This window comes from Myxococcus sp. RHSTA-1-4 (assembly GCF_020037125.1).
Lineage (GTDB): Bacteria > Myxococcota > Myxococcia > Myxococcales > Myxococcaceae > Myxococcus.
Map to the genome: position 1 here is coordinate 12,974 of NZ_JAIQDG010000049.1, position 24,839 is coordinate 37,812.

General features: G+C 68.9%; 22 protein-coding genes and 1 pseudogene. All 23 read right to left on the minus strand.

What is annotated here, in order from left to right; genetic code table 11:
* Nucleotides 1-31: 31 nt before the first annotated feature.
* Entirely contained in the window at nt 32-1,417 is a 1,386-nt protein-coding gene (gene accC / locus K8638_RS40590) for an acetyl-CoA carboxylase biotin carboxylase subunit (RefSeq protein ID WP_223760138.1), read from the minus strand.
* Between the two features lie 70 nt (nt 1,418-1,487).
* Nucleotides 1,488-2,081, minus strand: coding sequence for an acetyl-CoA carboxylase biotin carboxyl carrier protein (gene accB / locus K8638_RS40595; RefSeq protein ID WP_223760139.1), 594 nt, complete (start codon nt 2,079-2,081; stop codon nt 1,488-1,490).
* A gap of 40 nt (nt 2,082-2,121) precedes the next feature.
* On the minus strand, nt 2,122-2,700 hold the full coding sequence (efp, locus tag K8638_RS40600) for an elongation factor P (RefSeq protein ID WP_223760140.1): 579 nt from the start codon (nt 2,698-2,700) through the stop codon (nt 2,122-2,124).
* 150 nt (nt 2,701-2,850) lie between these two features.
* Nucleotides 2,851-3,213 carry a hypothetical protein gene (locus tag K8638_RS40605; RefSeq protein ID WP_223760141.1) on the minus strand — a complete coding sequence of 121 codons (363 nt, stop codon included), beginning with the start codon at nt 3,211-3,213 and terminating at the stop codon, nt 2,851-2,853.
* Nucleotides 3,214-3,268: 55 nt separating this feature from the next.
* A complete protein-coding gene (locus K8638_RS40610; protein WP_223760142.1) occupies nt 3,269-3,925 on the minus strand; it encodes a hypothetical protein in 657 nt (218 codons plus the stop codon).
* Nucleotides 3,926-3,963: 38 nt separating this feature from the next.
* The gene (gene pilQ, locus K8638_RS40615; protein WP_223760143.1) at nt 3,964-6,723 is read right to left on the minus strand and encodes a type IV pilus secretin PilQ; all 2,760 of its coding nucleotides are present in this window, start codon (nt 6,721-6,723) and stop codon (nt 3,964-3,966) included.
* Between the two features lie 55 nt (nt 6,724-6,778).
* Nucleotides 6,779-7,351, minus strand: a complete 573-nt coding sequence (locus K8638_RS40620; RefSeq protein ID WP_223760144.1) for a pilus assembly protein PilP — start codon at nt 7,349-7,351, stop codon at nt 6,779-6,781.
* Nucleotides 7,352-7,394: 43 nt separating this feature from the next.
* On the minus strand, nt 7,395-7,994 hold the full coding sequence (locus tag K8638_RS40625; protein ID WP_223760145.1) for a type 4a pilus biogenesis protein PilO: 600 nt from the start codon (nt 7,992-7,994) through the stop codon (nt 7,395-7,397).
* Nucleotides 7,995-8,008: 14 nt separating this feature from the next.
* The gene (locus K8638_RS40630; protein WP_223760146.1) at nt 8,009-8,692 is read right to left on the minus strand and encodes a PilN domain-containing protein; all 684 of its coding nucleotides are present in this window, start codon (nt 8,690-8,692) and stop codon (nt 8,009-8,011) included.
* Between the two features lie 28 nt (nt 8,693-8,720).
* Nucleotides 8,721-9,803, minus strand: coding sequence for a type IV pilus assembly protein PilM (gene pilM, locus K8638_RS40635; RefSeq protein ID WP_223760147.1), 1,083 nt, complete (start codon nt 9,801-9,803; stop codon nt 8,721-8,723).
* A 219-nt stretch (nt 9,804-10,022) separates the two neighbouring features.
* On the minus strand, nt 10,023-11,447 hold the full coding sequence (locus K8638_RS40640; RefSeq protein ID WP_223760148.1) for a sigma-54 dependent transcriptional regulator: 1,425 nt from the start codon (nt 11,445-11,447) through the stop codon (nt 10,023-10,025).
* A gap of 74 nt (nt 11,448-11,521) precedes the next feature.
* On the minus strand, nt 11,522-12,643 hold the full coding sequence (locus tag K8638_RS40645) for an ATP-binding protein (RefSeq protein ID WP_223760149.1): 1,122 nt from the start codon (nt 12,641-12,643) through the stop codon (nt 11,522-11,524).
* Nucleotides 12,644-12,659: 16 nt separating this feature from the next.
* The gene (locus K8638_RS40650; RefSeq protein ID WP_223760150.1) at nt 12,660-13,646 is read right to left on the minus strand and encodes an A24 family peptidase; all 987 of its coding nucleotides are present in this window, start codon (nt 13,644-13,646) and stop codon (nt 12,660-12,662) included.
* Nucleotides 13,647-13,687: 41 nt separating this feature from the next.
* Nucleotides 13,688-14,458: an ABC transporter permease gene (locus K8638_RS40655; protein ID WP_223760151.1), complete on the minus strand. Its 771-nt coding sequence runs from the start codon at nt 14,456-14,458 to the stop codon at nt 13,688-13,690.
* On the minus strand, nt 14,455-15,417 hold the full coding sequence (locus tag K8638_RS40660; protein WP_223760152.1) for an ABC transporter ATP-binding protein: 963 nt from the start codon (nt 15,415-15,417) through the stop codon (nt 14,455-14,457). The genes K8638_RS40655 and K8638_RS40660 overlap by 4 nt, the downstream gene beginning before the upstream one ends.
* Nucleotides 15,414-16,292: a M48 family metallopeptidase gene (locus K8638_RS40665; RefSeq protein ID WP_223760153.1), complete on the minus strand. Its 879-nt coding sequence runs from the start codon at nt 16,290-16,292 to the stop codon at nt 15,414-15,416. The genes K8638_RS40660 and K8638_RS40665 overlap by 4 nt, the downstream gene beginning before the upstream one ends.
* A 175-nt stretch (nt 16,293-16,467) precedes the next feature.
* Entirely contained in the window at nt 16,468-17,076 is a 609-nt protein-coding gene (locus tag K8638_RS40670; protein WP_370644239.1) for a hypothetical protein, read from the minus strand.
* Nucleotides 17,049-17,154: pseudogene (locus K8638_RS45470) on the minus strand (prepilin-type N-terminal cleavage/methylation domain-containing protein); the annotation flags it as partial. The pseudogene K8638_RS45470 and the gene K8638_RS40670, both read right to left, overlap by 28 nt.
* 246 nt (nt 17,155-17,400) lie before the next feature.
* Nucleotides 17,401-18,783: a sigma-54 dependent transcriptional regulator gene (locus K8638_RS40675; protein WP_223760155.1), complete on the minus strand. Its 1,383-nt coding sequence runs from the start codon at nt 18,781-18,783 to the stop codon at nt 17,401-17,403.
* A gap of 130 nt (nt 18,784-18,913) precedes the next feature.
* Complete coding sequence (locus K8638_RS40680) at nt 18,914-20,608, minus strand: ATP-binding protein (protein WP_223760156.1); 1,695 nt, start codon at nt 20,606-20,608, stop codon at nt 18,914-18,916.
* 22 nt (nt 20,609-20,630) lie between these two features.
* On the minus strand, nt 20,631-21,887 hold the full coding sequence (locus K8638_RS40685) for a type II secretion system F family protein (protein WP_223760157.1): 1,257 nt from the start codon (nt 21,885-21,887) through the stop codon (nt 20,631-20,633).
* Between the two features lie 57 nt (nt 21,888-21,944).
* Nucleotides 21,945-23,069 (minus strand): PilT/PilU family type 4a pilus ATPase, encoded by a 1,125-nt coding sequence (locus tag K8638_RS40690; protein WP_223760158.1) that lies wholly within the window; start codon nt 23,067-23,069, stop codon nt 21,945-21,947.
* Nucleotides 23,070-23,111: 42 nt separating this feature from the next.
* A complete protein-coding gene (gene pilB, locus K8638_RS40695; protein WP_223760159.1) occupies nt 23,112-24,812 on the minus strand; it encodes a type IV-A pilus assembly ATPase PilB in 1,701 nt (566 codons plus the stop codon).
* Nucleotides 24,813-24,839: the final 27 nt, after the last annotated feature.

Sequence of the window (24,839 nt, forward strand, 5' to 3'; positions counted from 1 at the left end):
AGGCGGGGGAGACGCGGTAGGTGGACGTACGCTACGGCGTCTCTTCAACGGCCTTCTTCAGCCGGCGGTGTCCCGTCTCGCTCGCCAGGAGGCGCTCCACGAAGCGGGTGTCGTACTGGCCTTCCTGGAAGGACTCGTCGGCCAGCGCCGCGCGGTGGAAGGGGATGTTGGTGCGGATGCCCTCCACCACGTACTCGCCCAGCGCCCGCTGCATGCGGCGGATGGCCGTGTCGCGGTCCTCCGCGTGGACGATGAGCTTGGCCAGGAGGCTGTCGTAGTACGGCAGCACCGTGTAGTTCTCGTACGCCGCCGAGTCCACGCGCACGCCGTAGCCACCCGGCACGCTGTAGCCGGTAATCTTCCCCGGCCATGGGGCGAAGGTAATCGGGTCCTCCGCGTTCACCCGGCACTCAATCGCGTGGCCGCGAATCTGGATGTCCTCCTGCTTGAAGCGCAGGGGGTGGCCGTAGGCCATGCGGATCTGCTCGCTCACCAGGTCCACGCCGGTGACGAGCTCCGTCACCGGGTGCTCCACCTGGATGCGCGTGTTCATCTCCATGAAGTAGAACTCGCCGCGCTCATCGAGCAGGTACTCGATGGTGCCCACGTTGTTGTAGGCGAGCTTCTTCATCGCCTGCACGGACACCTCGCCCATGCGCTTGCGCAGCTCGGGCGTGAGCGCGGGGGACGGGCTCTCCTCGATGAGCTTCTGGTGCCGGCGCTGCACCGAGCACTCGCGCTCGTTGAGGTGGATGATGTTGCCGTGCTCGTCCGCGACAATCTGGATTTCGATGTGGCGCGGCTTCTCCACGTACCGCTCGATGTAGAGGTCGCCGTTGGCGAAGGAGGCAATGGCCTCCGCCTGCGCGGTGGAGAACGCCTGGGCCAGCGCGCCCGGCTCGCGGACAATCTTCATCCCCTTGCCGCCGCCGCCGGCGGCCGCCTTGAGGATGACGGGGAAGCCAATCTCCTTGGCGAAGGCCTCCGCCTCGCGAGGGTCCTTCACCGTCCCCGGGCTGCCGGGCAGCAGCGGAAGGCCCGCCTCGCGCGCCGCCTGCCGCGCCCGCACCTTGTTGCCCATCAGCCGGAGCATCTCCGGCCGCGGGCCGATGAAGCGGATCTTGCAGTTCTCGCACACCTCCGCGAACTCGGCGTTCTCCGACAGGAAGCCGTAGCCCGGGTGGATGGCGTCCGCACGGGTGATTTCCGCCGCGGAGAGCAGCTGCGGGATGTTGAGGTAGCTCTCCTTGGACGCCGGCGGGCCGATGCACACCGCCTCGTCGGCGAAGCGCACGTGCAGCGCGTTGGCGTCCGCCGTGGAGTGCACCGCCACCGTGGCGATGCCCAGCTCACGGCAGGCGCGGATGACCCGCAGGGCAATCTCCCCGCGGTTGGCGATCAGCACCTTCTTGAACACGGGGATGTCTCCGTCAGGGGCCGTCTCGAGGAGCGCTCCACCCGCGCCAGGCGGGCGGAGCGCCGGACTCTCAGGCCGGCTCGATGCGGAACAGCGCCTGGCCGAACTCCACCGGGCGGCCGTTCTCCACGAGGATCTCCGCCACGCGGCCGGTCACCTCGGACTCGATTTCGTTCATCAGCTTCATCGCTTCGATGATGCAGAGCACCTGGCCCTTCTTCACCACCGTGCCCACGTCGACGAACGGGGGCTGATCCGGTGCCGGCGTCCGGTAGAACGTGCCCACGAAGGGGCTCGTCACCATGTGGCCGGGCTTCTCCGCGGCCGGCGCGGGAGCAGCGGCCGCCGCGGCCGGAGCCGGAGCGGGCGCCGCCGCGCGGGGCGCCGCGGGGGCGGTGTACTCCACGCCGGGGCTGACGGCCACGGGGGCCGGCGCCGCGTGGTGGACGATGGTGGTCTCCGGGCCGTGGCCGCGGCGGATGAAGAGCTTCTCCTCACCGCGCTTCCACACCAGCCTCGTCACCTCCGAGGCCTCCAGGATCTCCACGATCTGCCGCAGGGCATCCACGTCCAGGGACGTGTTGCCCGCGTCGCGCGCGCCACCAGAGGCGGCCGGCGTGCCCGCGGGCACGTCCGCCCGGGTCGACTTGCGCTTCGTTGCCATACTCGCGTCCCCTCCCTCGGAAATCGCCGCTGAGACCGGGTCAGCCCGCGGTGGCCACGCGCGTCAGGTACTTGCCGTCACGCGTGTCGATCTTGAGCACGTCGCCCTCGTTGATGAAGAGCGGAACGTTGACGGTGTAGCCCGTCTCCAGCGTGGCCGGCTTCAGGGCGCCGGACACCGTGTCGCCGCGGATGCCCGGGTCGCACTTGGTGACCTTCAGGTCCACCGAGTTGGGCAGCGTCACGCCAATGGCCTTGCCGTTGTAGAAGAGCACCGAGACGTTGATGTTCTCCTTCAGGAAGCCCTTCGCCTCGCCGAGCACCTTCTCACCGATGAAGGTCTGCTCGTAGTTGCGGGTGTCCATGAAGTAGTAGTCGTCGCCCTGGGCGTACAGGTACTGCATGTCCTTCTCTTCGATGTCGGGCTTGCCCACCTTCTCGCCGGACTTCAGCGTGGGCTGGAGCACGCGTCCGGTCAGCAGGCTGCGGATCGTGGTGCGCACGAAGGCGGAGCCCTTGCCGGGCTTGACGTGCTGGAACTCGACGATTTCGAACGGCTCGCCGTCGATTTCGATCTTCAGACCCTTGCGGAACTCGGACGTATCAATGACACCGGCCATGGGGACCGACTCCTTCACACTCGAAGCTACGAAAGCTTGAAAAGTCGGGGGTGTGTAGCCCATGCCCCCCTTCCATGGGAAGGGGAAAGGAGCGGCGGGCCGCGTCGTCCGGATGACGTCGTCCGGATGCCAGCAATCCAGGGCGCGCGGCTAGAGTTCGGCGCGCACCTTGGGAGCCGTCACGCGCAGCACGTAACGGCCCTTGCCGAAGTTGCCGTCCGCGCGAAGGGCGAGCACCAGGAAGTATTCCGGTGACACCAGCCGCATCAAGGTCAGCACCTTCTCGCTGTTGACACTCACCTCGCTCACCGTGCCCGTCTTGAGGACCTCCGCGGCATGACGGAGCTGGGTGAGGAGGTTGGCGTACTCCACCCACGCGCCGCCCAGGTCCAGCTCGGCCGCCTCGTCGCGCTGGAAGGTCTCCACGGAGATGCCGTCGAAGCCCATCACGCTGCAGGCGAGGGCTCCATCCACCTGGTTGACCACCGACTCGAGGTGCGTGCGGAAGGACATGGGCTGGGGCTCTTAGGAGGCGGGCGGGCGGTGGGTCAAGCGTCGCGGGCGGGAATCACGGAGCGGGAGCGTTGGGGTCAACGCACGTCGCCTGGCCGTTCTGCCCGCCGGGCGTACCACACGGCCCCGTACGGGCGATGACTGTTCCAGTCGGGCAGCTGAAGCCCGACTTGTAGAATTCGATGGGGTAGTTGACTTCGTTCGACTCCACCGAGCCCCCGTTCGTCGTCTCGCCCACGACCTTCAGGCGGGCGTTGACGAGAACGGACTCCCCCACCCCCAACGAGTCCTGGAGTACCTGGATGGCGCCGGGACCGGCCAGGTCGACGACCAGGGTGGTTCCATCGCTGCCGGACTGGACGACGAAGTAGGCGGGATACGACTCACTGGCCAGGCTCAGCCCTTCGCGGTCCTCGTCGTATTCCACCTCGATTTCCGAAATGTAGATGGCGTTGTCATCCCCGGTGCTGCCCGACACCGGGCGGTCGTTGACCTCGATGGGAGTGTTGACGAGCGAGGACTGGACGCTGAACCCCATCAGGAAGCGGGAGGAGGTCGAGAGGTCGAGGGAGCCGGAGTAGATCGACGGCCCACCCGTATCCACGACGCATTCGGCATCCGGGACCCAGGCATTGAAGAGCTGGAGGCCCGGGGTGTTGTCGACACAGCCGGCCATGGCCAGCGCCAGCAGGAGGTAGGAGTTCTTCCACATAGGCAAGCAGGCTCCAGTAAGAGAGCGCGGTGGGAGCCCTACAGGCTCTGCGCGATGGTCTGCCGGTTGAGGATACGGGGCGTGATGAAGATGAGCAGTTCCTGCCGGTCATCGCGCTCCGTGTGGTTCTTGAAGAGCAGGCCCAGCACCGGGATGCTCGACAGGAACGGGACCCGGTTGGTGGCGGTGCTGCCCCGGCGCACGTAGATGCCGCCGATGACGGTGGTGTCCCCATCCTTCACCAGCACCTGGGTGTTGGCCTCCTTGCGCTGGATGGACGGCTGGCCGTTGGCGCCGGTGTTGCCGGGGTCCGGCTGGTTGTTGGAGGCGTTGATGGACATCAGGATGCTGCCGTCCTGGGTGATGTGCGGCGTCACCTCCAGTGACAGACGGGCCTCCACGAAGGTGGTGTTCACGCCCTGCGCGGACGTCTGGCTGAAGGGAATGGACACGCCCTGGCTGATGCGGGCGGTGTTGTTGTCCAGCGTCGTCACCTTGGGCGCGGAGATGGTCTTCACCGTGCCCTCGTTCTCCGCCGCGGACAGCCGCAGGTTGAGCTGCAGCGCGCCGCCCGCCGAGCCGAAGGTGAAGCCCAGCGCGCCACCGCTGCCCTCACCCACCGAGGCCGGCAGGTTGACCGCGAAGTTCGGGACGTCGGGCAGGCCGGCTCCGGTGCCCGGCGAGCCGCCGGTGACAGCCACGTTGTTGGGGAAGATGAGGCCGGTGGCATTGCCGGTGGCCGTGCCCGCTCGCGCCTGGCCACCCCACTGCACACCGAGCTGCCGGCTGAAGGTGGTGTTGGCCTCCACGATGCGGCTCTCGATGAGCACCTGCGGCGTCTGCGTGTCCAGGCTGCGCACCAGCGCGCGAGCCTTCTCCGTGTTGGAGCGGACGTCCTTGACGATGAGCACGTTGGTGCGCGTGTCCACGGAGACGGAGCCGCGCTCGCTCAGCACGTCCTTCACCCGCGTCGCCATGTCCGCGGCCACCGCGTAGTTGACCGGGATGAGGTTGACCAGCAGGTCCTCCTGCTGCTGGAGCGACTTCTTGCGCTCCTGGCGCAGCCGCGCCTCCTCCTCCAGCGTCTTCAAGGGGGCAATGCGGATGATGTTGCCGAACTCCTCCTTGCCGAGCTGCTTGGTGCGCAGGATGAGGTCCAGCGCCTGGTCCCAGGGCACGTTGCGCAGGCGGATGGTGACGCGGCCGCCCACGTCGTCCGCCACCACGATGTTGCGCTTGGAGATTTCAGCGATGACGCGCAGCAGGTTCTGGATGTCGATGTCCTTGAACTCGAAGGAGACGCGCTTGCCGCGGTAGCGGGCCTGCTGCGGCGCGCCCTCGGCGGCGTAGGCGGGCGCCTCGGCGGTGAAGCCCGCGGTGCGCTGGGCCACGGCCACCTGGTCCGTCTTCACGCCCTGCACGTCCAGGCGCCAGGACAGCGTGCCGCCGTTCTGCGTCACCTTCTCCTCGATGGCGCCGTCGGCGGCCACCACCACGCGCACCCGGCGGCCCTCACCCGGCACGCTGAAGGCGCTGATCATCTTCACCGGCGTCTCCAGCGCGCTGGTGTCCAGGCTGCGCTCCAGCTTCTTCGGCAGGCGCGCGTTGTCCAGCGTCAGCACCGCGCTGCGCGGGTCCGGACGGTCCACCTTCCAGGCCGCCGTACCGGACAGCTTCAGCAGCACGCGGCCGCCCGCCCCGCTCTCCTCGAAGGTCAGGTCCTTCACCTCGACCCCGGACGCCGTGACGGGCGCCGCGGGGGCGGCCGTCGGCTCGGGCACGGAGCGCATGGGCTCCACCTCGGCCACGGAAGCGACGACCTCCGTCGGCTCTGGCGCGGGCGCGGCCTTGCGAGCCACCGCGCCGCCCAGCACCACCTCCAGGCCACGAGCGGCCCGGTCCACGCGGTAGGCCGGCATCTGGCCACGCACGTCCAGCACCAGGCGCACCTTGTCCGAGTGGGCCCCCACGCGCACGTCCTTCAGCGGGCCGCTGGTCACGCGCGGCGCGCGGGCCGCGAGCCCCACGCCGTACAGGTCCACCGCCAGTCGCGGCGGGTCCGCCAGCTCCAGCACCTCGTAGCGGGCGATGTCGCCGTCCGCGCGGATGCGCAGCGTGTCGTCGGCGAAGGCAAGGCCGGTGATGCGCCGGGCCGGATGGGCCACCTCGCGCTCGTCGGCCTCGGCGGCCACCACGTTCTCCGGCAGGGCCGGCTTCGCGGCGGGCGCCGACGGCTTCTCCGCCGCCTTCGGGGCCTCGGCAACCACGGCGGCAGGCTCGGCCGGCTTCACGGCCGCGGGAGCCGCGGCGGCGACGACGGGAGCCTTCGCGGCCTCGGGCGCGGGGCGCTTTGCCTCGGCGGGCGCGGAAGGCGTGGCCGCGGGCTGCGCGGCGCCGTCCACGGAGATGACCACGCGGTTGCCGTCCGCGCGGACGTCGTACTGGGACGCCTTGTCGAGCGCCAGCAGCACCCGGCCGACGCTGGCGCGCTCGTCCGAGAACTGCGACGCGACCACGCCCGCGACAGGGCCGGCGCCCTCATGGTGACCCTTGATACCCGTCGCATCCGCCGACGAGAGGTCCACCACCAGTCGCTCCGGCCCGCTCAGGCGGAACACGGTAAAGGTGGGCGGCCGGGTCCCGGTCACCACCACCTGGGCCCCAGAGCCCGTTCGGGACACGTCCACGTCCCGCAGCGTATTCAGCTCGGCGCCATTCACCCTGGCGCCTGCAAGCACGACGGCCCACACGGCCGCCAACATCCACTTGCCCCTCGTCACAGCGCTCTTCTCGAGCATGCGTCCCCTCAACAAGTTGGAAGCGGGCGACCGCCCGCGGGAGCGCCTTGGGGCGCTACTCCCCGTAGTTCTTGCCCGTCATCATGTTGTAGGCGGGGTCCTGCTTATCGTCGGGCTTGAGCTGCAGGGTCACCGGATTCTTGATGATCTCGCCGTTGCCCGAGAAGACCTCGGTCACCGTCACCGAGTCGCGGAGGATCTGCGTCACCTTGCCGCCCTGGCGCCCCATGCGGGTGTTGCGGCGTACGATGTGGCCACGGCCCACCGGGTCCTCGACCATGGCGAGGGGGTTGGCATCACCCGTGACCACGGCCACCAGCTTGAGCTGGTCCAGGTCGAACGCGCACAGCGGCTCGTTGCACGAAGTCGCCGGGCCCGGAACCACCGGCCCGACCTCTTCCACCGGGCTGCGGAACGGGTCCCGCTTGCCCACCGGGTTGTACGTGTACACGTACGGCGGCGGGGCCGGCACGGCCTCGGCCACGGCCGCGGGGGCCTCTTCCGCCGGAGCCGCCGCCGCCGCCGCGGGTGCGGGCGCCGCCGCCGGAGCCGGCGGGGGCGCGTCGTCACAAGCGGCCAGCGCGAGCGTCAGCGCCGCGGTGGTCATGGTGGCCTTGAACGTCTTCATCCTCAATCCCCTTGTCGCCCTACTTTCCGGGCGGATCAAGTTTCTAGTTCTTCGGAGCCTCGGTGTTCGCCGTCTCGATGAACCGGAAGGTCGTCGCCAGGAAGTTGCTCTGGAGGACGACCTTCTCGTTCTTCAAGGTAGGCGTATCGAGCTTGATGTTGTTGACGTTGACGATGCGGCGCATGTTCGCCATCTCCTGCAGGAAGAGGGCGATCTCATGGTAGTTGCCGCTCACCGTCATCTTGATGGGGATGCGGGCGAAGAACTCTCCGCCGCCCACGAACTCGCGGTCCGGCTCGACGCGGGAGATCTCCAGGCCGCTCTTCTTGCCGATGTCGTTGATCTGCGCGAGCAGCTCCTCGATGTCCTTCTTCTCGGGCAGCTCCGTCAGCGCCTCGGCGAGCTTCTGCTCCAGGACGTCCATCTCCCGGCGGCGGTCGTTGAGGTTCTGGGCGATTTCGCTCTTCTCGGCCAGCTCCAGGTCCAGCGTGCGGCGCTGGGCCATGTACGCCTTGATGGAGTCCTCGGCGGGCTGGATGAGCAGGAAGAAGTTGGCGACGGTCATCAGGAGCACGACGATGCCCAGGCCGCCGAACTTCGTGGCCGGGGGCGCCTTGACGAATTGATCCAGATACTTGTCCATGGCGTGGGGCCCCGTCAGATGGCGTAGTTGGACTGAAGCGTGATCTTGAAGTCGACCAGCGCCGGCGCGGTGGACTGAGCGCCGCCCGCCCTGCTCTGCGCGGCGCTCGTCAGGTCGATGTTGGTGAAGAAGGGGGTGACCTCGGCCGCCGGGAACTCCTCGACGATGGCCTCCGCGGTGAGCAGCTCCACGCGTGTCGTCTTGCTGTCACGGCGCGCGTCCACCAGGCGCCCCATGCCCTTGGGCGTCCACACCACGCCGTTGAGGCCGCGCATGAACTCGGCGACCTCGTCGTGGCTGATGGCGGAGCCGTCAATGGCCACCGAGTTGCTGCTCTCGGTGAAGCTCTTCAGCCACACCTTCTTCGGCGTGGCGGAAGCGAGCGCGTCCAGCATGCGCACCGGCCCGTTGCGGCCCTTGCGCAGGGAGTCCAGCACGGCCAGCTTCTTCTCCACCTCGGCCTTGCGGGTGTTGATGTTCTTCACCTCGCCGATGACCTTCTCCAGCTCGGCGATCTTCGCGCGGGTCTGCGTGATGCCCGCGCGGTGGCGCTTGAGCTCGGCGTCACGGTTCGCGTACCAGTAGTAATTGCCGCCGCCCGCGGCCAGCAGCACCAGGGCGAACAGGACCAGCACCTGCCGGCCCATCTCCCGCTTCTTCACCGCCCGGACGGGCAGCAGGTTGATGCGAATCATCATGTGCGTCGTCTCCTAGGGGTGGAACCGGTCAGGCCATCTTGTCGCCCGGGCGCCGCAGCGCCAGTCCCACGGCCACCGCCGCCATGGGCGCCACGTCCATGATGAACGCGGGGTCGAACTTGCGGTTGTCCACCTCAATCTTGCGGAACGGGTTGAGGATCTCCACCGGCACCCCGGTGCGCGCCTCGATGGTCTTGAACAGCGCGGGAATCTTCGCCGTGCCGCCCGACAGGTAGACCTTGCTGAAGTTGGAGTCGGCGGCGGTGCCCGCGTAGAAGTCCAGCGAGCGCTGGATTTCGCCGGCCACCTGCTCGGCCACGCTGGAGAGCACGCGCTCCACTTCCTGGGGCACCACGGCGTCCGCGTCCGAGCTGTTGCCGCCGATCTTCAGCGCCTCCGCCTCCTCGTAGGAGACGTTGAGCTGCTTCTGGATCTCCTCGGTGAACTGGTTGCCACCGATGGTGACGTCACGGGTGAAGACCGTCACGCCGTTGGCGATGATGTTGATGTTCACCACCGAGGCGCCCGCGTTGATGAGCACCACGGTCTCCTTCTCCGGGAGGTCGTAGTTGACGGAGAACATGTTCTGGACGGCGAAGGCGTCCACGTCCACCACCACCGGCGCGAGGCCCGCCTCGGAGACCACGGTGGTGTAGTCGTTGATCATGTCCTTCTTGGCGGCCACCAGCAGCACGTCCATCTGCCCGGTGGCGTCGTTGCCGCCGCCGTCGAGAATCTGCGTGTCGATGTTCACGTCCTTCACATCGAACGGGATGTACTGCTCGGCCTCCCACTGGATGCTCTCCTCGAGCTCATCCTGGGACATGCGCGGCATCTGAATCTTCTTGATGATGACCGAGTGGCCGGACACGCCGATGGCGACGTCCTTGGCCTTGATCTTCAGCTCGGACATCAGCTCCTGCACGGCCTGGACGATGGCCGTGGAGTTCATCAGCGCGCCATCGACGATGGCCTCCGGAGGCAGCGGCTTCATGCCGAAGCTCTGCAGCGCGTAGCCGACCTCGCCGCGCTTGCGCTGCTCCTTGAGGAGAATCATCTTGATGGACGTCGATCCGATATCCAGGCCGAGTGCCAGTTTGCCCTTCGCCATGCTTGACTCCGTCGAGAGGCGGCCAGCGTAACACCGGCCGTCAACCCCTCCTAAAAAGTGCCTGGAGCCCGCCTGCCCTCCGGACGGACGGGAGCCTCGCACCACCGCAGCGCCGGGCCCCTCCCCACCGTCGCGAAGGCCCGATTTTCCGGCCCCGGACGCGTCCCGTCAAATGCAGGCGGGCAGGCGGTACCCGCCCCGGGACCGGCTCCCCGCGCCTCAGCCCCGCTCCGCCTCGGCGTCCGGGTCGATGCCGTACTCCTTGATCTTGTACAGCAACGCCCGGTGGCTGATGTCCAGCAGCTCCGACGCCCGGGTCCGGTTCCCCTTCGTCTTGCGCAGGGCCGCGCGGATGTAGGACTCCTCCAGCTCCCGGATGGCGCGCTTGAGCGACAGGTCCGTACCGTCCTGTAGCACCGGGGCCCCCGCGGACGCCGCGCCCGTGGGTCCGGGTGGGGACGCGGCCCACAGCCTGTCGGGGAGGTTGGCCGGAAGGATGAGGGGCCCGTCGGCCAGCAACACCGCGCGCTCCATGGCGTTCTCCAGCTCGCGCACGTTGCCCGGCCACGCGTAGGCCGTCAGCAGGGCCTCGGCCTCCGGGGACAGCCCCTCCACGGGCGGCTCGCGGTTCAGCTCGCGGTTGAAGCGGGAGATGAAGGCGCGCGCCAGCAGCGGCACGTCCTCGCGGCGCTCTCGCAGGGGCGGCATCCGCAGGTTCACCACGTTGAGGCGGTAGTAGAGGTCCTCGCGGAACTCGCCCTTCTCCACCAGCTTCGACAAATCCCGGAGCGTGGCGGCCACCACGCGCACGTCCACCTTCTCCACCCGGCTCTCCCCCACCGGGCGGATCTCCCCCTCCTGGAGCACGCGCAACAGCTTCACCTGGGCGGACAGGGGCAGCTCGCCCACCTCGTCCAGGAAGAGGGTGCCGCCGTCGGCCTCCGCGAAGAGGCCGCGCTTGGCGGTGCGCGCGTCGGTGAAGGCGCCCTTGGCGTGGCCGAACAGCTCGCTCTCGATGAGGCCGGAGGGAATGGCGCCGCAGTTGACGGCGACGAAGGCCATGGGAGCCCGGGGGCTGCGCGAGTGCAGCTCGCGGGCGATGAGCTCCTTGCCGGTGCCGCTTTCCCCGCTGATGAGCACGGTGGTGTCCACCGGGGCCAGGCGCGACACCTGCTTCAGCACCGACTGCAAGGCGGCGCTGCCCCCGAGGATGTGGCCCCCGGGAGCGGCGGGGAGGCTGGCCTCCTTCAGGCGCCGGTTCTCCCGCCTCAGCCGCTCGCGCTCCTCCGCCTTGCGGAGGACGAAGACGATTTCCTCCGGCTTGAAGGGCTTCTGGACGTAGTCGAACGCGCCGGCGGAGACGGCCTCCAGGGCCTGCTCCTGCGAGCCGTAGGCGCTCATCACCACCACGGTGAGGCCGGGGTGGACGGCCAGCGCCTCGCGCAGCACGGAGAGGCCGTCCTTCTTCGGCATCCGCACGTCGCTCAGCAGCACGTCGTAGTCGCGCGCGGCCAGCTCGCGCAGGGCCTCGTCGCCGTCCGACACCGCGCGTACGTCATAGCCGCGGTCGGTGAGCACCAGCGTGAGGATGTGGCGGATGGAGGGCTCGTCGTCGGCGACGAGGATGGTGCGGAACAGGGACATGGCCGTCTCCAGGCATCATCCCCCAGCCCGGTGGGAGCCGATAGCTCCTGGCCGGTAGGGGACGCCTTTTCTCCTCAAGGCGCGGGCAGCGCCACGGTGAAGCGGGCACCGCCCCCCGGCGCGTTCTCCGCCAGGAGCCGGCCCCCCATGACCTGCGTCAGGCGCAGCGACACCGCAAGGCCCAGGCCGGTGCCCTCCCGGCCCTTGGTGGTGAAGAAGGGCTCGAACAGGCGGGGCATGACGTCCGGGGGAATGCCCGGCCCGCTGTCCTCCACCACCAGCCGCGCCTCGCCGTCCTCGCGCCGCGTGATGACACGCACGCTCCCCTGCCCTCCCATGGCCTGCGCGGCGTTGAGCAGCAGGTTGATGATGACCTGGGACAGCGGCCCGGCGTCCGCCCGAGCGAGCAGCCCCGGCTCCAGCCCCAGCTCCACCGACACGCCGGCAAGCTCCGGCGCGGCGCGCACCAGGCGCACACACGTCTCCACCACCGCGCCCACCTCCACCGGCCCCAGCGAGGCCGTTCCGGGACGCCCCAAATCCAGCAGGCCGCGGATGATGCGGTCGATGCGCTGCACCTCGTGGTCGATGCGCTCCAGGAAGTCCTTCAGCTCCGGCGTATTGGCCTTCATCCGCGCCAGGGCCACGTAGCCCAGGATGCCCGCCAGCGGGTTGCCCACCTCGTGCGCCACGCCCGCCGCCAGCCTTCCCACCGTGGCCAGCCGCTCCGAGGACACCAGCTCCGTCTGCGCGCGCGCCAGCCGCGCGTTGGCCTCGCGCAGCGACTCCATCTGAGAGCGCGTGAGGGCCTGCTCCGTCCGAAGCGCCTCCGCCATGCGCTGCAGCGCGCGCTGGATGCGTGACAGCAGCGGACCGCCCTGCGTGGGCACCAGGTGCGGGTCCAGCTCCAGCCGGCCGAACTGCTCCACCACCGCCTCCGTGCTGCGCAGCGGGCGGCCCACCGTCAAATCCAGCACCACGTACGCCAGCACCGTCAGCGCCACCAGGTCCAACCCGAGCAGCAGCGGCAACAGCCCCTGCACCCGCGCCAGCGTCTCCGCCTCCGCGCTGCCGGGTGGGGCCAGCCGGCGGACCCCGTCCAGGAGCCGGATGAGGGCCGGCTGCACGGACAGCCAGGTGAGCCCCGTGGACAACGAGCCCAGCAGGAACGCCACGCTGGCGATGCGCCACTTCACCGCGGGCCCGCCCCCGTCATGGCTGGCCTCCCAGCATCAGCGCGATTTCCGGCGGCAGCACCCTCGACAGCCAGGGGCCCAGCAGCAGCAACTCCAGCCCCGCCAGCGCCAGCCAGGGGCCGAAGGGGATGCTGGTGCGGTCCGGCACCCAGTCCTCCTCCTGCCCCTCCTCGTCCAGCGGCGCGTCGGGGATGGGCTGGGTGAGCAGGGCCCAGGGCACCAGCAGCAGCCGCTTCCAGACGGGAAGGCCCGGCAGGGTGAACTCCCAGGTCATCGTGAGCGGGGGCGGCTCCTCGCCGGGAGCCTCCTCGGGGACCTCCTCCCCGCGAGGCCCGGCACGGCCCGTCACCAGCAGCATCACGATGCCCACCACCGCGCCCTGCATGGAGGCAAAGAGGAGGATACCGAGCAGCGCGCGCCAGGTCAGGAACGCGCCCAGCATGGCGACGAGGTACTTGTCCCCTGCCCCGAGCGCCTCCTTCTTGAAGACCTTCCAGCCCACGTACTCCATCAGCCGGAAGGTCAGGAAGCCCACCGCCGCGCCGATGAGCGCGTCCCAGAAGCCCTCCATCCCCAGGGGCAGCGCGAGCACCAGCCCCACGAGGGTGCCGGGCACCGTCATGGACAGCGGCAGTATCCAGTGGTCCAGGTCGATGAAGGTGAGCGGCACCAGCAGGCTGACGAGCACCAGCGCGGGCACCAGTTCGTACGTCCAGCCGAAGCGCCGCAGGCACGCGAACCACAAGAGCCCCGTGAGCAGCTCCACCAGCGGGTAGCGCACGGAGATGGGGGCACCGCACCCGCGGCAGCGCGCCCGCAGGGCCAGCCAGGACACGAGCGGGATGTTCTCGTACCAGGCGAGCACGTGCCCGCACTTCGGGCAGCGCGAGCGCGGGCGGACGATGCTCTGCTCCAGCGGCACCCGCGCGATGACAACGTTGAGGAAGCTGCCCACCACCAGGCCGGTGACGAACAGCCAGGCGGCGAAGAAGCCTTCCACCATGGACCCCTACCTACGGGCGGGGAGCCAGGGCCCCGCCCCGCTCACTTGAAGTCGCGCCGGCTGAAGATGAAGACGGCGAGCGCCACCATCACCCCGGCGTAGCCGATTCCATAGGCCGCCGACTGCAGGATGTCCATGGCCGGCGTCACCACCTCGTACGATGCCTGGGGCCGGAAGTTGAGCCGCGCCAGGTTGGGGAGGACGTAATAGACGCCCTTGCCCACCCACTGGATGAGGCCCGACTCCGAGCGGCTCGCCAGGTTGTAGATGTCCGCCGACAGGTGGCCCGCGAAGTACACGCCCGTGGTCACCACCGCGGAGACGAGCTGACTGGCGAAGCTGGACATGGCGAAGCCCACGCTGGAGATGACGAGCAGCTCCACCCAGAGCATGCCGGCCGCCACCACCTGGGGCCGCGTCACGGCCATGCCGTAGAGCGCCTCCTGCGTGAAGAACACCACCGACATGGCCAGCAGCAGCACCGCCAGCGTCAGCATGTTGCCCGCCAGCCGCCCGACGATGAACAGGGCCCGCGACACCGGCTTGGACACCACCAGGAAGATGGTCCGCCGCTCGATTTCGCGGGTCAGCAGGCCGCTGGAGAGGAAGATGGCCAGCAGCACCAGGGTGACGGCCATGGCCCCCAGCCCCACGTCCGCCAGCACGCGCTGGAACGTGTACACCGTCACGTCGGTAACGAGCGTGGAGGACAGCAGCAGGCCCAGGGTGAAGACGGCCACCACCACGCTGACGCGGTTGCGCCGCGCCTCGCGGAAGCCATTGAGGGTGAGAGCACCGAACTCGCGAATCATGAAATCTCTCCTCCCACCGTGCCGTGCCTCGCCTCCTTGAGCGCGTCCAGGAAGAGGTCCTCCAGCGAGTAGCGGGTCGGCTGCACCTGCGTCACCCGGCCGCCGGCCTGGAGCGTCTGCTGGAGCAGCAACTGCGCGGCCTGGTCTCCGGTGCGCAGCAGCACGCGGTCACCGAAGTCCTGCGCGTACGTCAGCTCGTGACCGAACCCCTGGAGCTGCCCCAGCGACAGCCCCTCCACCGTCATCTCCACCACGGGCGCCTGGCCCGACAGCAGCTCGCGCACGCTGCCCTCGCGCACGCGGCGGCCCCCCACCAGCACCACCACCCGCTCGCAGAGCGCCTCCACGTCCGAGATGATGTGCGTGCAGAAGAGGATGGTGGTACCCCGCTGCCGCTCGGCGAGGATGAGGTCGCGCACCTGGCGGCGGCCCACCGGGTCCAGCCCCGAGGTGGGCTCGTCCAGGATGAGCAGCTTCGGCCGGTTGACGATGGCCTGCGCCAGGCTGATGCGCTGAATCATGCCCTTGGAGTAGCGGCGAATCTGGAGCTTCGCGGCACGCTCCATCTCCACCATGCCGATGACTTCCTTCACCCGCTGGTCCAGCTCGTGGCCGCTCATTCCGGCCAGCTTTCCCGCCAGCGTCACGAACTCCGCGCCGGTGAGGTACTCGTAGGGCGCGGGGTTCTCCGGGAGGAAGCCCACCTGACGCCGGGCCTCCTCGTCCGTGGGCGGCAGACCGAAGAGGCGCGCGGTGCCCTCGGAGGCCTGCACCAGGTTCATGAGAATCTTGATGGTGGTGGACTTGCCCGCGCCGTTCGGCCCGAGCAGCCCGTAGACCTGCCCGGGCTGCACCTCCAGGTCCAGGCCCTGAAGCGCCCGGACCTGGCGGTTCATCCAGAAGCCCAGGCGGTATGTCTTGGCGAGCCCACGGACTTCGATAGGCAGACTGCTACTCACGGCGACTCCTCCATGCTCGTGCGCGCGAAATCGGTCAGGCGCTTCTCCTGCGCCGTCGAGTGACCGCGGCCCTCCGCGTCCAGTTGGATGACACCGCCCAGCGGGTCTTCCGGAAGCCGCGGCAGGTCTCCCGCGTCGACCAGGGCCTGGACACCCGAGGGCAGCCGGCCCTCGCGTTGCCGATACGCCTGGACCGCGGCGTCGACCCGGCTCAGCTCGCGCTCCAGCTCCAGCTCCATCACCCGCCGCTCGAAGAGCTCGCGCGTCTCGGGTTCGTCAGAGGACTCGGCCAGCGAGCGCGCCAGCTCCAGCCCCGCGTCGAAGTTCCCGGCCTGGGCATGAAGCCGCGTGGCCAGGCCCGGCAGGTACTCGGGGGCGTCCGGCAGCTTCGAGGCCTCCTCGAGGATCTTCGCCGCCCGCTCGTATTGCTGATGGAACGTGCTCAGGTTGTAGGCCAGGATGATGCGCAGGTAGACGTAGTCCGGGAAGTTGCGCAGGCCCTTCTCCAGCAGCCGCGTCGACTCTTCCGTGTTGAACCACTTGCCGTTCCGCCCGGTGAACGGGATGGCCACGCCCGCGAAGACGTAGACCTGGCGGAACTTCGGGTCGAGCTCCGTCACCATGTCCGCGTAGTCGTAGATGTCACGATACTCGTGGCGGGTGCTGGCCTTGCCCACGGCCTGGATGGTCTGAATCCAGAAGTAATCCGTGACGAGGTGATGGATGGGAGCCCCCACCGCGCGCACCACCTCCAGCCGGGGCAGCAGCGGAGGAAGGTGGCCCTGGCGGCTCGAACGCCGCGGGGGCGCGGCGAATGCCGCGCACAGCGTCAACGACACGGCAAGGACCGAGGACCAGAGAAGACGACTCGACATGGCAGGGGCGGCCATTATCGCTGGTGGACGCTTCGGAAGTCAGCAGGCGCGTTGAGCCGAAAGCGATGCCTGCCTGGACTGGGAGAAACCAAAGAAGAAGGGGAGGACGGGCGCGTGGCCTGTCCTCCCCCCGAGCTTCAATCAAGCGATGGCGGGAACCGGGTCCCGCCCGGAATCACGGGCCAGCGGCAGGCTCGCAGTTCACGTCGTTCGCCATGTTGAAGGGCACGCCCTCCGCGGCGTTCAGCTCGTTCGCGTCGTAGGCATTGCAGGCGTCGGGGGTCACGGGAGCGGACTCCGACGAGATGAACCACTGGTCGAAGGAGAGACCGGTCGTGCCCGCGATGTCATTGTCGATGTTGCCCACCGCGGTGTGCATGAAGTGCGACTTGCCGCCGGCCTGGTAGAGGCCCTGCACGCCGCCGTTCGGCACGCCACCCGTCTGGTCGAAGGTCGGGTTCGGCGGGTTGGCCGCGCCGCTCGGCATGACCGGGTACTTGAACGTGTCGACCGTGATCTGGTGGTTCTGGCCCGGCGCGATGGTCGCCGCGTTGCGGGCCTGCACCGTGGAGCCGCCCACGGCCGCCGCAGCCAGCCAGTAGGTGTAGCGGTTGCCGCGCTCAGGAGCGAAGCCGATGGCGCCGGCGATGGGCGAGTACCGGTCCTTCTCCTGGAAGTACGACTTCTGCGAGGTGAACAGACCCTTGAGGTTGGACTTCGCCTCGGACTGCTTCGAGCGCGCCTGGAACTTGATGAAGTTCGGGATGGCGATGGCCGCCAGGATGCCGATGATGGCGACGACGATCATCAGCTCGATGAGGGTAAAGCCGCGGTTGCGGGGGTTGAAACGGGAGACGCGCATTGGGAGTGTCCTCAGGGGGTTTCGACTTCGAGGGCGTGCTGCCCTGCCTGGGGTTCTTAGCACATGCAGTGCCAACCCCGTGAAGCTCCCTGTACCGCGCCAACGCCGCGAAATTCCGATCGCCCCCCGCGTCCAGGCCCGCCAGCCCGCTTCTCAGGTGCCAAAAAATGGCACCCGGAGGTGACCAGAACTGTCGATCCGGCCCTCCACCCAGCCAGAGTGAAAACCCCAGACGCGACAGGGAGTTCAGGGCTCCCGGGACTCCTCCAGGTCATCCACCAGGCCGTGCTTGGCGAGGCGGTACCGGAAGGAGCGGAAGGACAGGCCGAGCAGCTCCGCGGCGCGCGTCTTGACCCCGTCCGTACGCTTGAGGGCGGCCAGCAGGTAGCGCCGTTCGCTTTCGTCGAGGTAGCGCTCCAGGTTGAAACCCGCGGGGAGCTGCACGTCTCCAGCGGGGGCCGCGGGCTCGCCGCGCAGGGTCGCCGGCAGCGTCTCCGGCCCGAGCGCGTCCCCGTCCGACAGGGTGACGGCGCGCTCGACGATGTTCTGGAGCTGGCGCACGTTGCCGGGCCACGCGTAGCGCTGGAGCACCGCCAGCGCCTCCTGGGTAAACCGCAACCCGGGCCGGCCCAGCTCGTCTCCCAGCCGCTCCAGGAAGTGCGTGGCCAGCAGGGGGATGTCGTCGGCGCGCTCGCGCAGAGGCGGTAGCTCCAGGGTGATGACGTTGAGCCGGTAGAGGAGGTCCTCGCGGAAGCGGCCGGCCTTCACCTCCGCCTCGAGGTTCCGGTTGGTGGCGGCGACGAGGCGCGCCTGGAAGGGCACCTCCTGGCTGCTGCCCACCGGCTTCACCTTGCGCTCCTGCAGCACGCGCAGGAGCTTCACCTGGGTGGCGGGCGGCACCTCGCCAATCTCGTCCAGCAGCACCGTGCCCTCCCCCGCCGCCACGAGCAGCCCCGCGCGGTCGCTGGTGGCGCCGGTGAAGGAACCCTTCACGTGTCCGAACAGCTCGCTCTCCAGCACGCCCTCGGAGAGCGCGGCGCAGTTGACGGGCAGGAAGGGGTGGCCGGCGCGAGGGCTCTTCAGGTGCAGCGCCCGGGCAATCAGCTCCTTGCCGGTGCCACTCTCTCCGGAGATGAGGACCGTGGTGCGCGAGGCGGCCACCTTGTCCACCAGGGCCATGACGGACTGCATGCGCGGGCTGCGGCCCACGGCGAGCAGGCCGGCGCCCGGCACGAGCTGCGCGCGAAGGGTGAGGTTCTCCCGCCGGAGCGCCTTCTTCTCCAGCGCCTTCTGGACGAGCAGCCGGAGCTCCTCGTTGTCGAAGGGCTTGCAGATGTAGTGGTAGGCCCCCTCGCGCATGGCCTCCACCGCGGAGGCCGCCGTGCCGAAGGCGGTGATGACGATGACCTCGGGCGCGTCCTTCAGCGCCCGCGCGGCGCGCAGCACCTCCATGCCGCTGCCGCTGCCGAGCTTCATGTCGGTGAGCACGAGGTCCACGGGGGTATTCGCCAGCGCCGCGCCCGCCTCCCTGACGCTGCCCGCGCAGGTCACCTGGAAGCCGGCCCGGGTGAAGAGCACCTCCAGCACGTCGCGCATCGACGGCTCGTCATCCACCACCAGAATGTGCATGGCGCGCAAGGTACCAGACGGACCGGCCCCCATGGACGGGCTCGTGGTGTCCGCCCACCGGGGAGACAGTCAGCCAGGGCTCGTGAACCCGCCCGCCCTCCTCCGAGCGGAAGCCGGGTGGCGAGGGACCTCAGTGCGCCCGGGAGAGCGCGGGTACGGCGGCCGGGGCTCCCGCTCCCGCCTGCTCGGCGCGAGTGCCGGAGGAGGACGGCGGCCCCTCGGCGGGCGGGGACTCCGGCCTCTCTAACGAGGCGGGAAGGAGGACGTCGAACCGCGTGCCCGCCCCCTCCTCGGAGTGGACGCGGATGTCGCCTCCGTGCGCGCGGACGATGGAGTGCGCGGTGGCCAGCCCCAGGCCCGTGCCGCCCTCGCGGGTGGTGAAGAAGGGCTCGAACAGGCGTGGCAGGTCCGCGCGCGGAATGGGCGCGCCCGCGTTCCACACGCTCAGCGCCACCTCCCCACCCTCTCGCTTCAGCACCACGCGCACCAGCCCCTGCGGCCCGGTGGCCTGCAGGGCGTTGCGCGCCAGGTTGAGCAGCACCTGCTGGAGCTGGTCCGGGTCCAGCAGCGCGTGCACCGGCTCCCCACCGACGTCCACCTCCAGCCGCACGTCGCGGGCCAGCGGGTCGCCACGGAGCATGTCCATCGTCTCCACCACCAGCCGCTCCAACCGCACCTCGCGGCGGGACGGCGTCGGGGGCCGCGCGAAGCGCAGGAAGTCCTCCACCAGCCGGGACAGCCGGTCCGCCTCGCGCACCAGCACGCCGGTGAGCTTCACCGTCATGGCATCCGCCGCCCGGTCCTGCCCCAGGAGCTGGGCGGAGCCCTTCATGGCGGCCAGCGGGTTGCGAATCTCGTGCGCGAGCTGCGCGGACATCGTCCCGAGCGCCGCCAGCCGGTCCGCGCGCCGCAGCCCGTCCTCCATGCGCCGCAGCTCCGTCAGGTCCTGGAAGACGATGAGCAGCGCGCCCTCGCTCTCGTCCGCCAGCGGGGTGATGCTCAGGCCCAGGATGCGCTCACCCGCCGACGTGCGCACCGTCAGCTCGCGCCGGCTGGTGCGCCGCCCCAGGTGGAGCACCCCGGGCAGCAGCTCCTCCAGCATCCGCCCACGCCCCGCCTCTCCGATGCCGAGGATGGCGCCGGCGGCGCGGTTGACGAAGGTGACGCGGCCCCCGGCGTCACAGGTGACGAGCCCGGAGGGCATGTAGGCCAGAATCTGTGCCTGCAAGGACTCCAGGCGATGGAGGTCCTTCTCCCGCGCGGACAGCGCGCCGCCCGCGGCCGACAGCTGCCGGCTGAGGTAGCCGGCCAGCACGGCCACGAGGAACATCGCCAGGACATGGGAGACGAGCAGGAACGACGTGTGGCGGGTGAGCTGCAGCCCGCCCGCGGGCAGCCCCTCGTGCAGCCCCAGCACCACACCGGCGTAGACGAGCGAGCCGCCCGCCGCCAGCGCCAGCGCGCCCCGCCGCTCCATCAGGATGGCGCCGCTGATGACCGCCAGCGAATAGGTGAAGGTGAAGGGAGAGTCCCCGCCGCCGGTGAGCATCACCAGCCCCGTGGCGATGACCAGGTCCCCCAGCACCTGGATGAACACCGCGGGCGTGGTCCACCGCCCCCGCCGCACCGCCACCGCGGTGACGAGCGACAGCAGGTAGACGAAGCCGATGATGGAGAAGGCCGCCCAGTCGCCGCGGGCCGGCTCCGAGGGAGCCTGGGCCAGCAGCCGCAGGACGACGGCCACCAGCGAGAGGCTGGTGGCGACGATGCGGAAGGCGGTGAGCCAGGTCAGCTTGCGGCGCAGCTCCTCCTTTCTGGAGGGCACGCGCTCGCCAGCCGAAGGGGCACTACTTGATGGCACCGGCAATGGAGAAGATGGGCAGGTACATGGCGATGAGGAAGCCGCCGACCACGCCGCCGAGGAACACCATCAGCAGCGGTTCAATCATCGACGTGAGCGCGCTCACCGCGACGTCGACCTCGTCGTCATAGAAGTCGGCAATCTTGTTGAGCATGGTGTCCATGGCACCGGTGGCCTCACCGACACCAATCATCTGCACCACCATGGAGGGGAACACCTTGGTCTCCGACAGCGGCCCGGCGATGTTCTTGCCCTCGGAGATCTTCCCGCGCACGTAGTAGATTGCCTCTTCCACCGTGCGGTTGCCGGCCGTCTTCGCGGTGACGTCCAGCGCGTCGAGGATGGGCACGCCGGAGGAGAGCATGGTGCCCAGCGTGCGGGTGAAGCGCGCCACCGCCACCTTCCGCAGCACGGGCCCGAACAGCGGCATCTTCAGGAAGACCTTGTCCCAGAACTTGCGGCCCTTGGGCTGCCGGTAGCTCCAGGTGAAGGCGACCACCACCACGACGATGGTGGCGACGGCGTGGAAGACGTACTTCTGCGCGAAGGCGGAGAAGTCCACCACGAACTGGGTGGGCGCGGGCAGCGCGGAGCCGAAGTCCGCGAACATCTTCGCGAACACCGGCGTCACCTCCAGCAGCAGCAGCGCCGTCACGCCGATGGCCACCAGGATGACGATGGCCGGGTAGGTCATCGCGCCCTTGACCTTGCGCTTGAGCTTCTCGCTCTTCTCGCGGTAGGCCGCGAGGCGGTTGAGGATGGAGTCGAGGATACCGCCCACCTCACCCGCCGCGCACAGCTGGGTGTAGAGCTCGTCGAAGACCTTGGGGTGCTCCTTCAGCGCGTCCGCGAAGGTGCTGCCCTGCTCCACCTTGCCCTTGATGGCGAACAACACCTTCTTGAAGGCGGGGTTGTCCATCTGGGACGCCAGGATGTCGAGGCACTGCACCAGCGGCAGGCCGGCGTCGATCATCGTGGCGAACTGGCGGGTGAAGACGAGGATGTCCTTGCCAGTCACTCCGCCGAAGCCCGGCAGGGAGATGCCCGCGTCGAGGGCGCCCTTCTTGCGCACCTTCGTCGGGTTGAGGCCCAGGGACTTGAGGCGCGCGTTGACGGCCTCGACGTCCGAGGCCTCCATCTCGCCCTTCTTGGTCTCTCCGCCCTTGGTCTTCGCCTCCCAGAGGAACTGGGACACGTTCTTCTTGGGGGCTACAGCCTTCTGCTGCACTGCGGGTGCTGCCATGACCTGGACCTCCGCGGACGTCGCGCGAGTCTAACCCCTGATTCCGAATTCCGGGAACTAACGACCGCCCGCTCCCCCGGCCGGCCGCTGCGGCATGCCCGGGAGGCCCTGGCCGCCTCCGCCCGTGGCCAGGATGTTGCGCAGCTCCTCCGGGTCGCTGGAGCGGCCGAAGGCCTCGTCCTGGGAGATGAGCCGGCGGAGGAGCAGCGCCGCCAGGGCCTGGTTGAAGGTCTGCATGCCGAACTTCGCCTGGCCGACCTGCATGGAGGAGTAGATCTGGTGGACCTTGTCCTCGCGGATGAGGTTGCGGATGGCGGGGTTGGGCACCATGACCTCGAGCGCGAGGATGCGGCCCGGGCCGCCCGCCTTGGCCAGCAGCGCCTGGCTCATCACGCCCTCCAGCACGAAGGAGAGCTGCGCGCGCACCTGCGGCTGCTGGTACGGGGGGAACACGTCCAGCACGCGGTTGATGGTCTGCACCGCGCTATTGGTGTGGAGCGTCGCGTAGCAGATGTGGCCCGTCTCGGCGATGGTGAGCGCCGCTTCAATCGTCTCCAGGTCGCGGAGCTCGCCGACGAGCACCACGTCCGGGTCCTGGCGGAGGATGTACTTGAGGGCCGTCTTGAAGTTCCGCGTGTCCGCGCCCACCTCGCGCTGGTTGACGAGGCAGTTCTTGTGCGGGTGCAGGTACTCGATGGGGTCCTCGATGGTCATGATGTGCTCATGACGCTCGGTGTTGATCTTGTCGATCATCGAGGCCAGCGTGGTGGACTTGCCCGAGCCCGTGGGCCCCGTGACGAGGATGAGGCCGCGGGGCTTCTTCACCAGCTCCGCCACCACCGGGGGCAGGCCCAGCTCCTGGAAGGTCAGAATCTTGAAGGGAATGGTACGGAAGGCCCCGGCCACCGCGCCACGCTGCATGAAGATGTTGGCGCGGAAGCGGGACAGGCCCTTCACGCCGAAGGACAGGTCCAGCTCGTTGTCCTCCTCGAACTTGTGCTTCTGGGCGTCCGTGAGGATGGAGTAGCAGAGCTGCTTGGTCTCCACGGGGGTCAGCGGCGCCGTCTTCAAGGGGACGAGCTCGCCGTCCACGCGGAGCTGCGGCGGGGAGCCGGTGGTGACGTGGAGGTCGGAAGCGCCCTTCTCGACCATCGCCTTGAGGAGCTGGTGCAGGTTGGCCACGGGGGGATGTCCTTCGGGTGAGGCGGTGGGGGGGAAGCGTGACTAGAAGCGGTCCGGGGCGGTGTTGGCGACGACCTCTTCCAGGGTGGTGGCGCCGTCCATCATCTTCCTCAGGCCGGACATGCGCAGGCTGCTCATGCCCAGGCGGATGGCCTCCTGCTTGAGCTCCGCGGCGGAGGCTCCGTTGATGACCAGCTCCTTGAGGCCGTCCCAGAAGGGCATGACCTCGTAGATGGCCACGCGGCCACGGTAGCCGCGGTCATTGCAGTCCCGGCAGCCGACCTTCTCGTACATGGTGAAGGTGCCAATCTTGTCCGGGGGCACGCCGGCGTCGATGAGGGCCTGCTCATCCACGTTCTCCGCGGGCTTCTTGCAGGCCGGGCACAGGCGGCGCGCCAGACGCTGGGCGAGGATGAGGTTGAGCGAGGCCGTCACGAGGAACGGCTCGATGCCCATGTTGAGCAGACGGCTCACCGTGCCCGGGGCGTCGTTGGTGTGCAGCGTGGAGAGCACCAGGTGGCCGGTGAGCGCCGCCTTGACGCCGATTTCCGCCGTCTCGAAGTCGCGGATCTCACCAATCATGATGATGTCCGGGTCCTGGCGGAGGAAGGAGCGCAGCGCGGCGGCGAAGTTCAGGCCGATGTCTTCATGCATCTGCACCTGGTTGATGCCGGCGAAGTTGAACTCGACCGGGTCCTCCGCGGTGGAGATGTTGGTGTCCACGCCGTTGAGGCTGGCGAGCGCCGAATAGAGCGTCGTCGTCTTGCCGGAGCCCGTGGGGCCCGTCACCAACACCATGCCGTAGGGCCGGTCGATGGCCTCCTTGAACCAGGCCAGCGGCTGCGGATCGAAGCCCAGCTTCGTCATGTCCAGCTGGAGGTTGCTCTTGTCGAGCAGACGCATGACGACCTTCTCGCCGAAGAGCGTGGGACACACGCTCACGCGGAAGTCCATCTCCTTGCCGCCGCCCATTTTAATCTTGATGCGGCCGTCCTGCGGCAGGCGCCGCTCGGAGATGTCCAGCGAGGCCATGATCTTCAGACGCGACGTAATCGCGTTGCGCAGCTTCATGGGCGGGCGCATGACCTCGTACATGACGCCGTCGATGCGGAAGCGGACGCGGAAGTCCTTCTCGTAGGGCTCGATGTGGATGTCGGACGCGCGCTTCTTGATGGCGTCCATGAGGATGAGGTTCACCAGCTTGACCACCGGCGCGTCGTCCGCGGCCTTGGTCATCTCGTCGAGGTTCTCCACCTCCTCCTTGGCGACCTCGATGTCGTCGGACACCTCGCCGACGATTTCCTCCATGGAGGGGCCCTTCTCCGCGTAGTAGCGCTCAATCGCCTCGCGGATGGAGACCTCGGAGGCGACCACCGTCTCGATGTTGTAGCCGGTGAGGAACTTCAGGTCGTCCACCGCGAAGATGTTGGACGGGTCGCACATGGCGACGATGAGCGACGGCCCGGCGCGGTTGACGGGGATCACCAGGTGCTTCTCGGCCACCTCCTTGGGCACGAGCTTGATGATCTCCGGGTCGATGTCGAAGTCCTTCAGGTTGATGGCGGGCACGCCGTACTGCTTGGAGAGGAAGTCGGTGAGCTTCGACTCCTCGATGGCGCCCGTCTTGACGAGGGCGGTGCCGATGCGCGTGCCGTTCTTCTGCTGCTCTTCCTGGGCCTTGCGAAGCTGCTGGACGGAGATGAGGTTCTCGCGAACCAGCAGTTCACCGAGTCGACCGGACATTCGTTGAAGCCTCTTCCTTGAGGAACG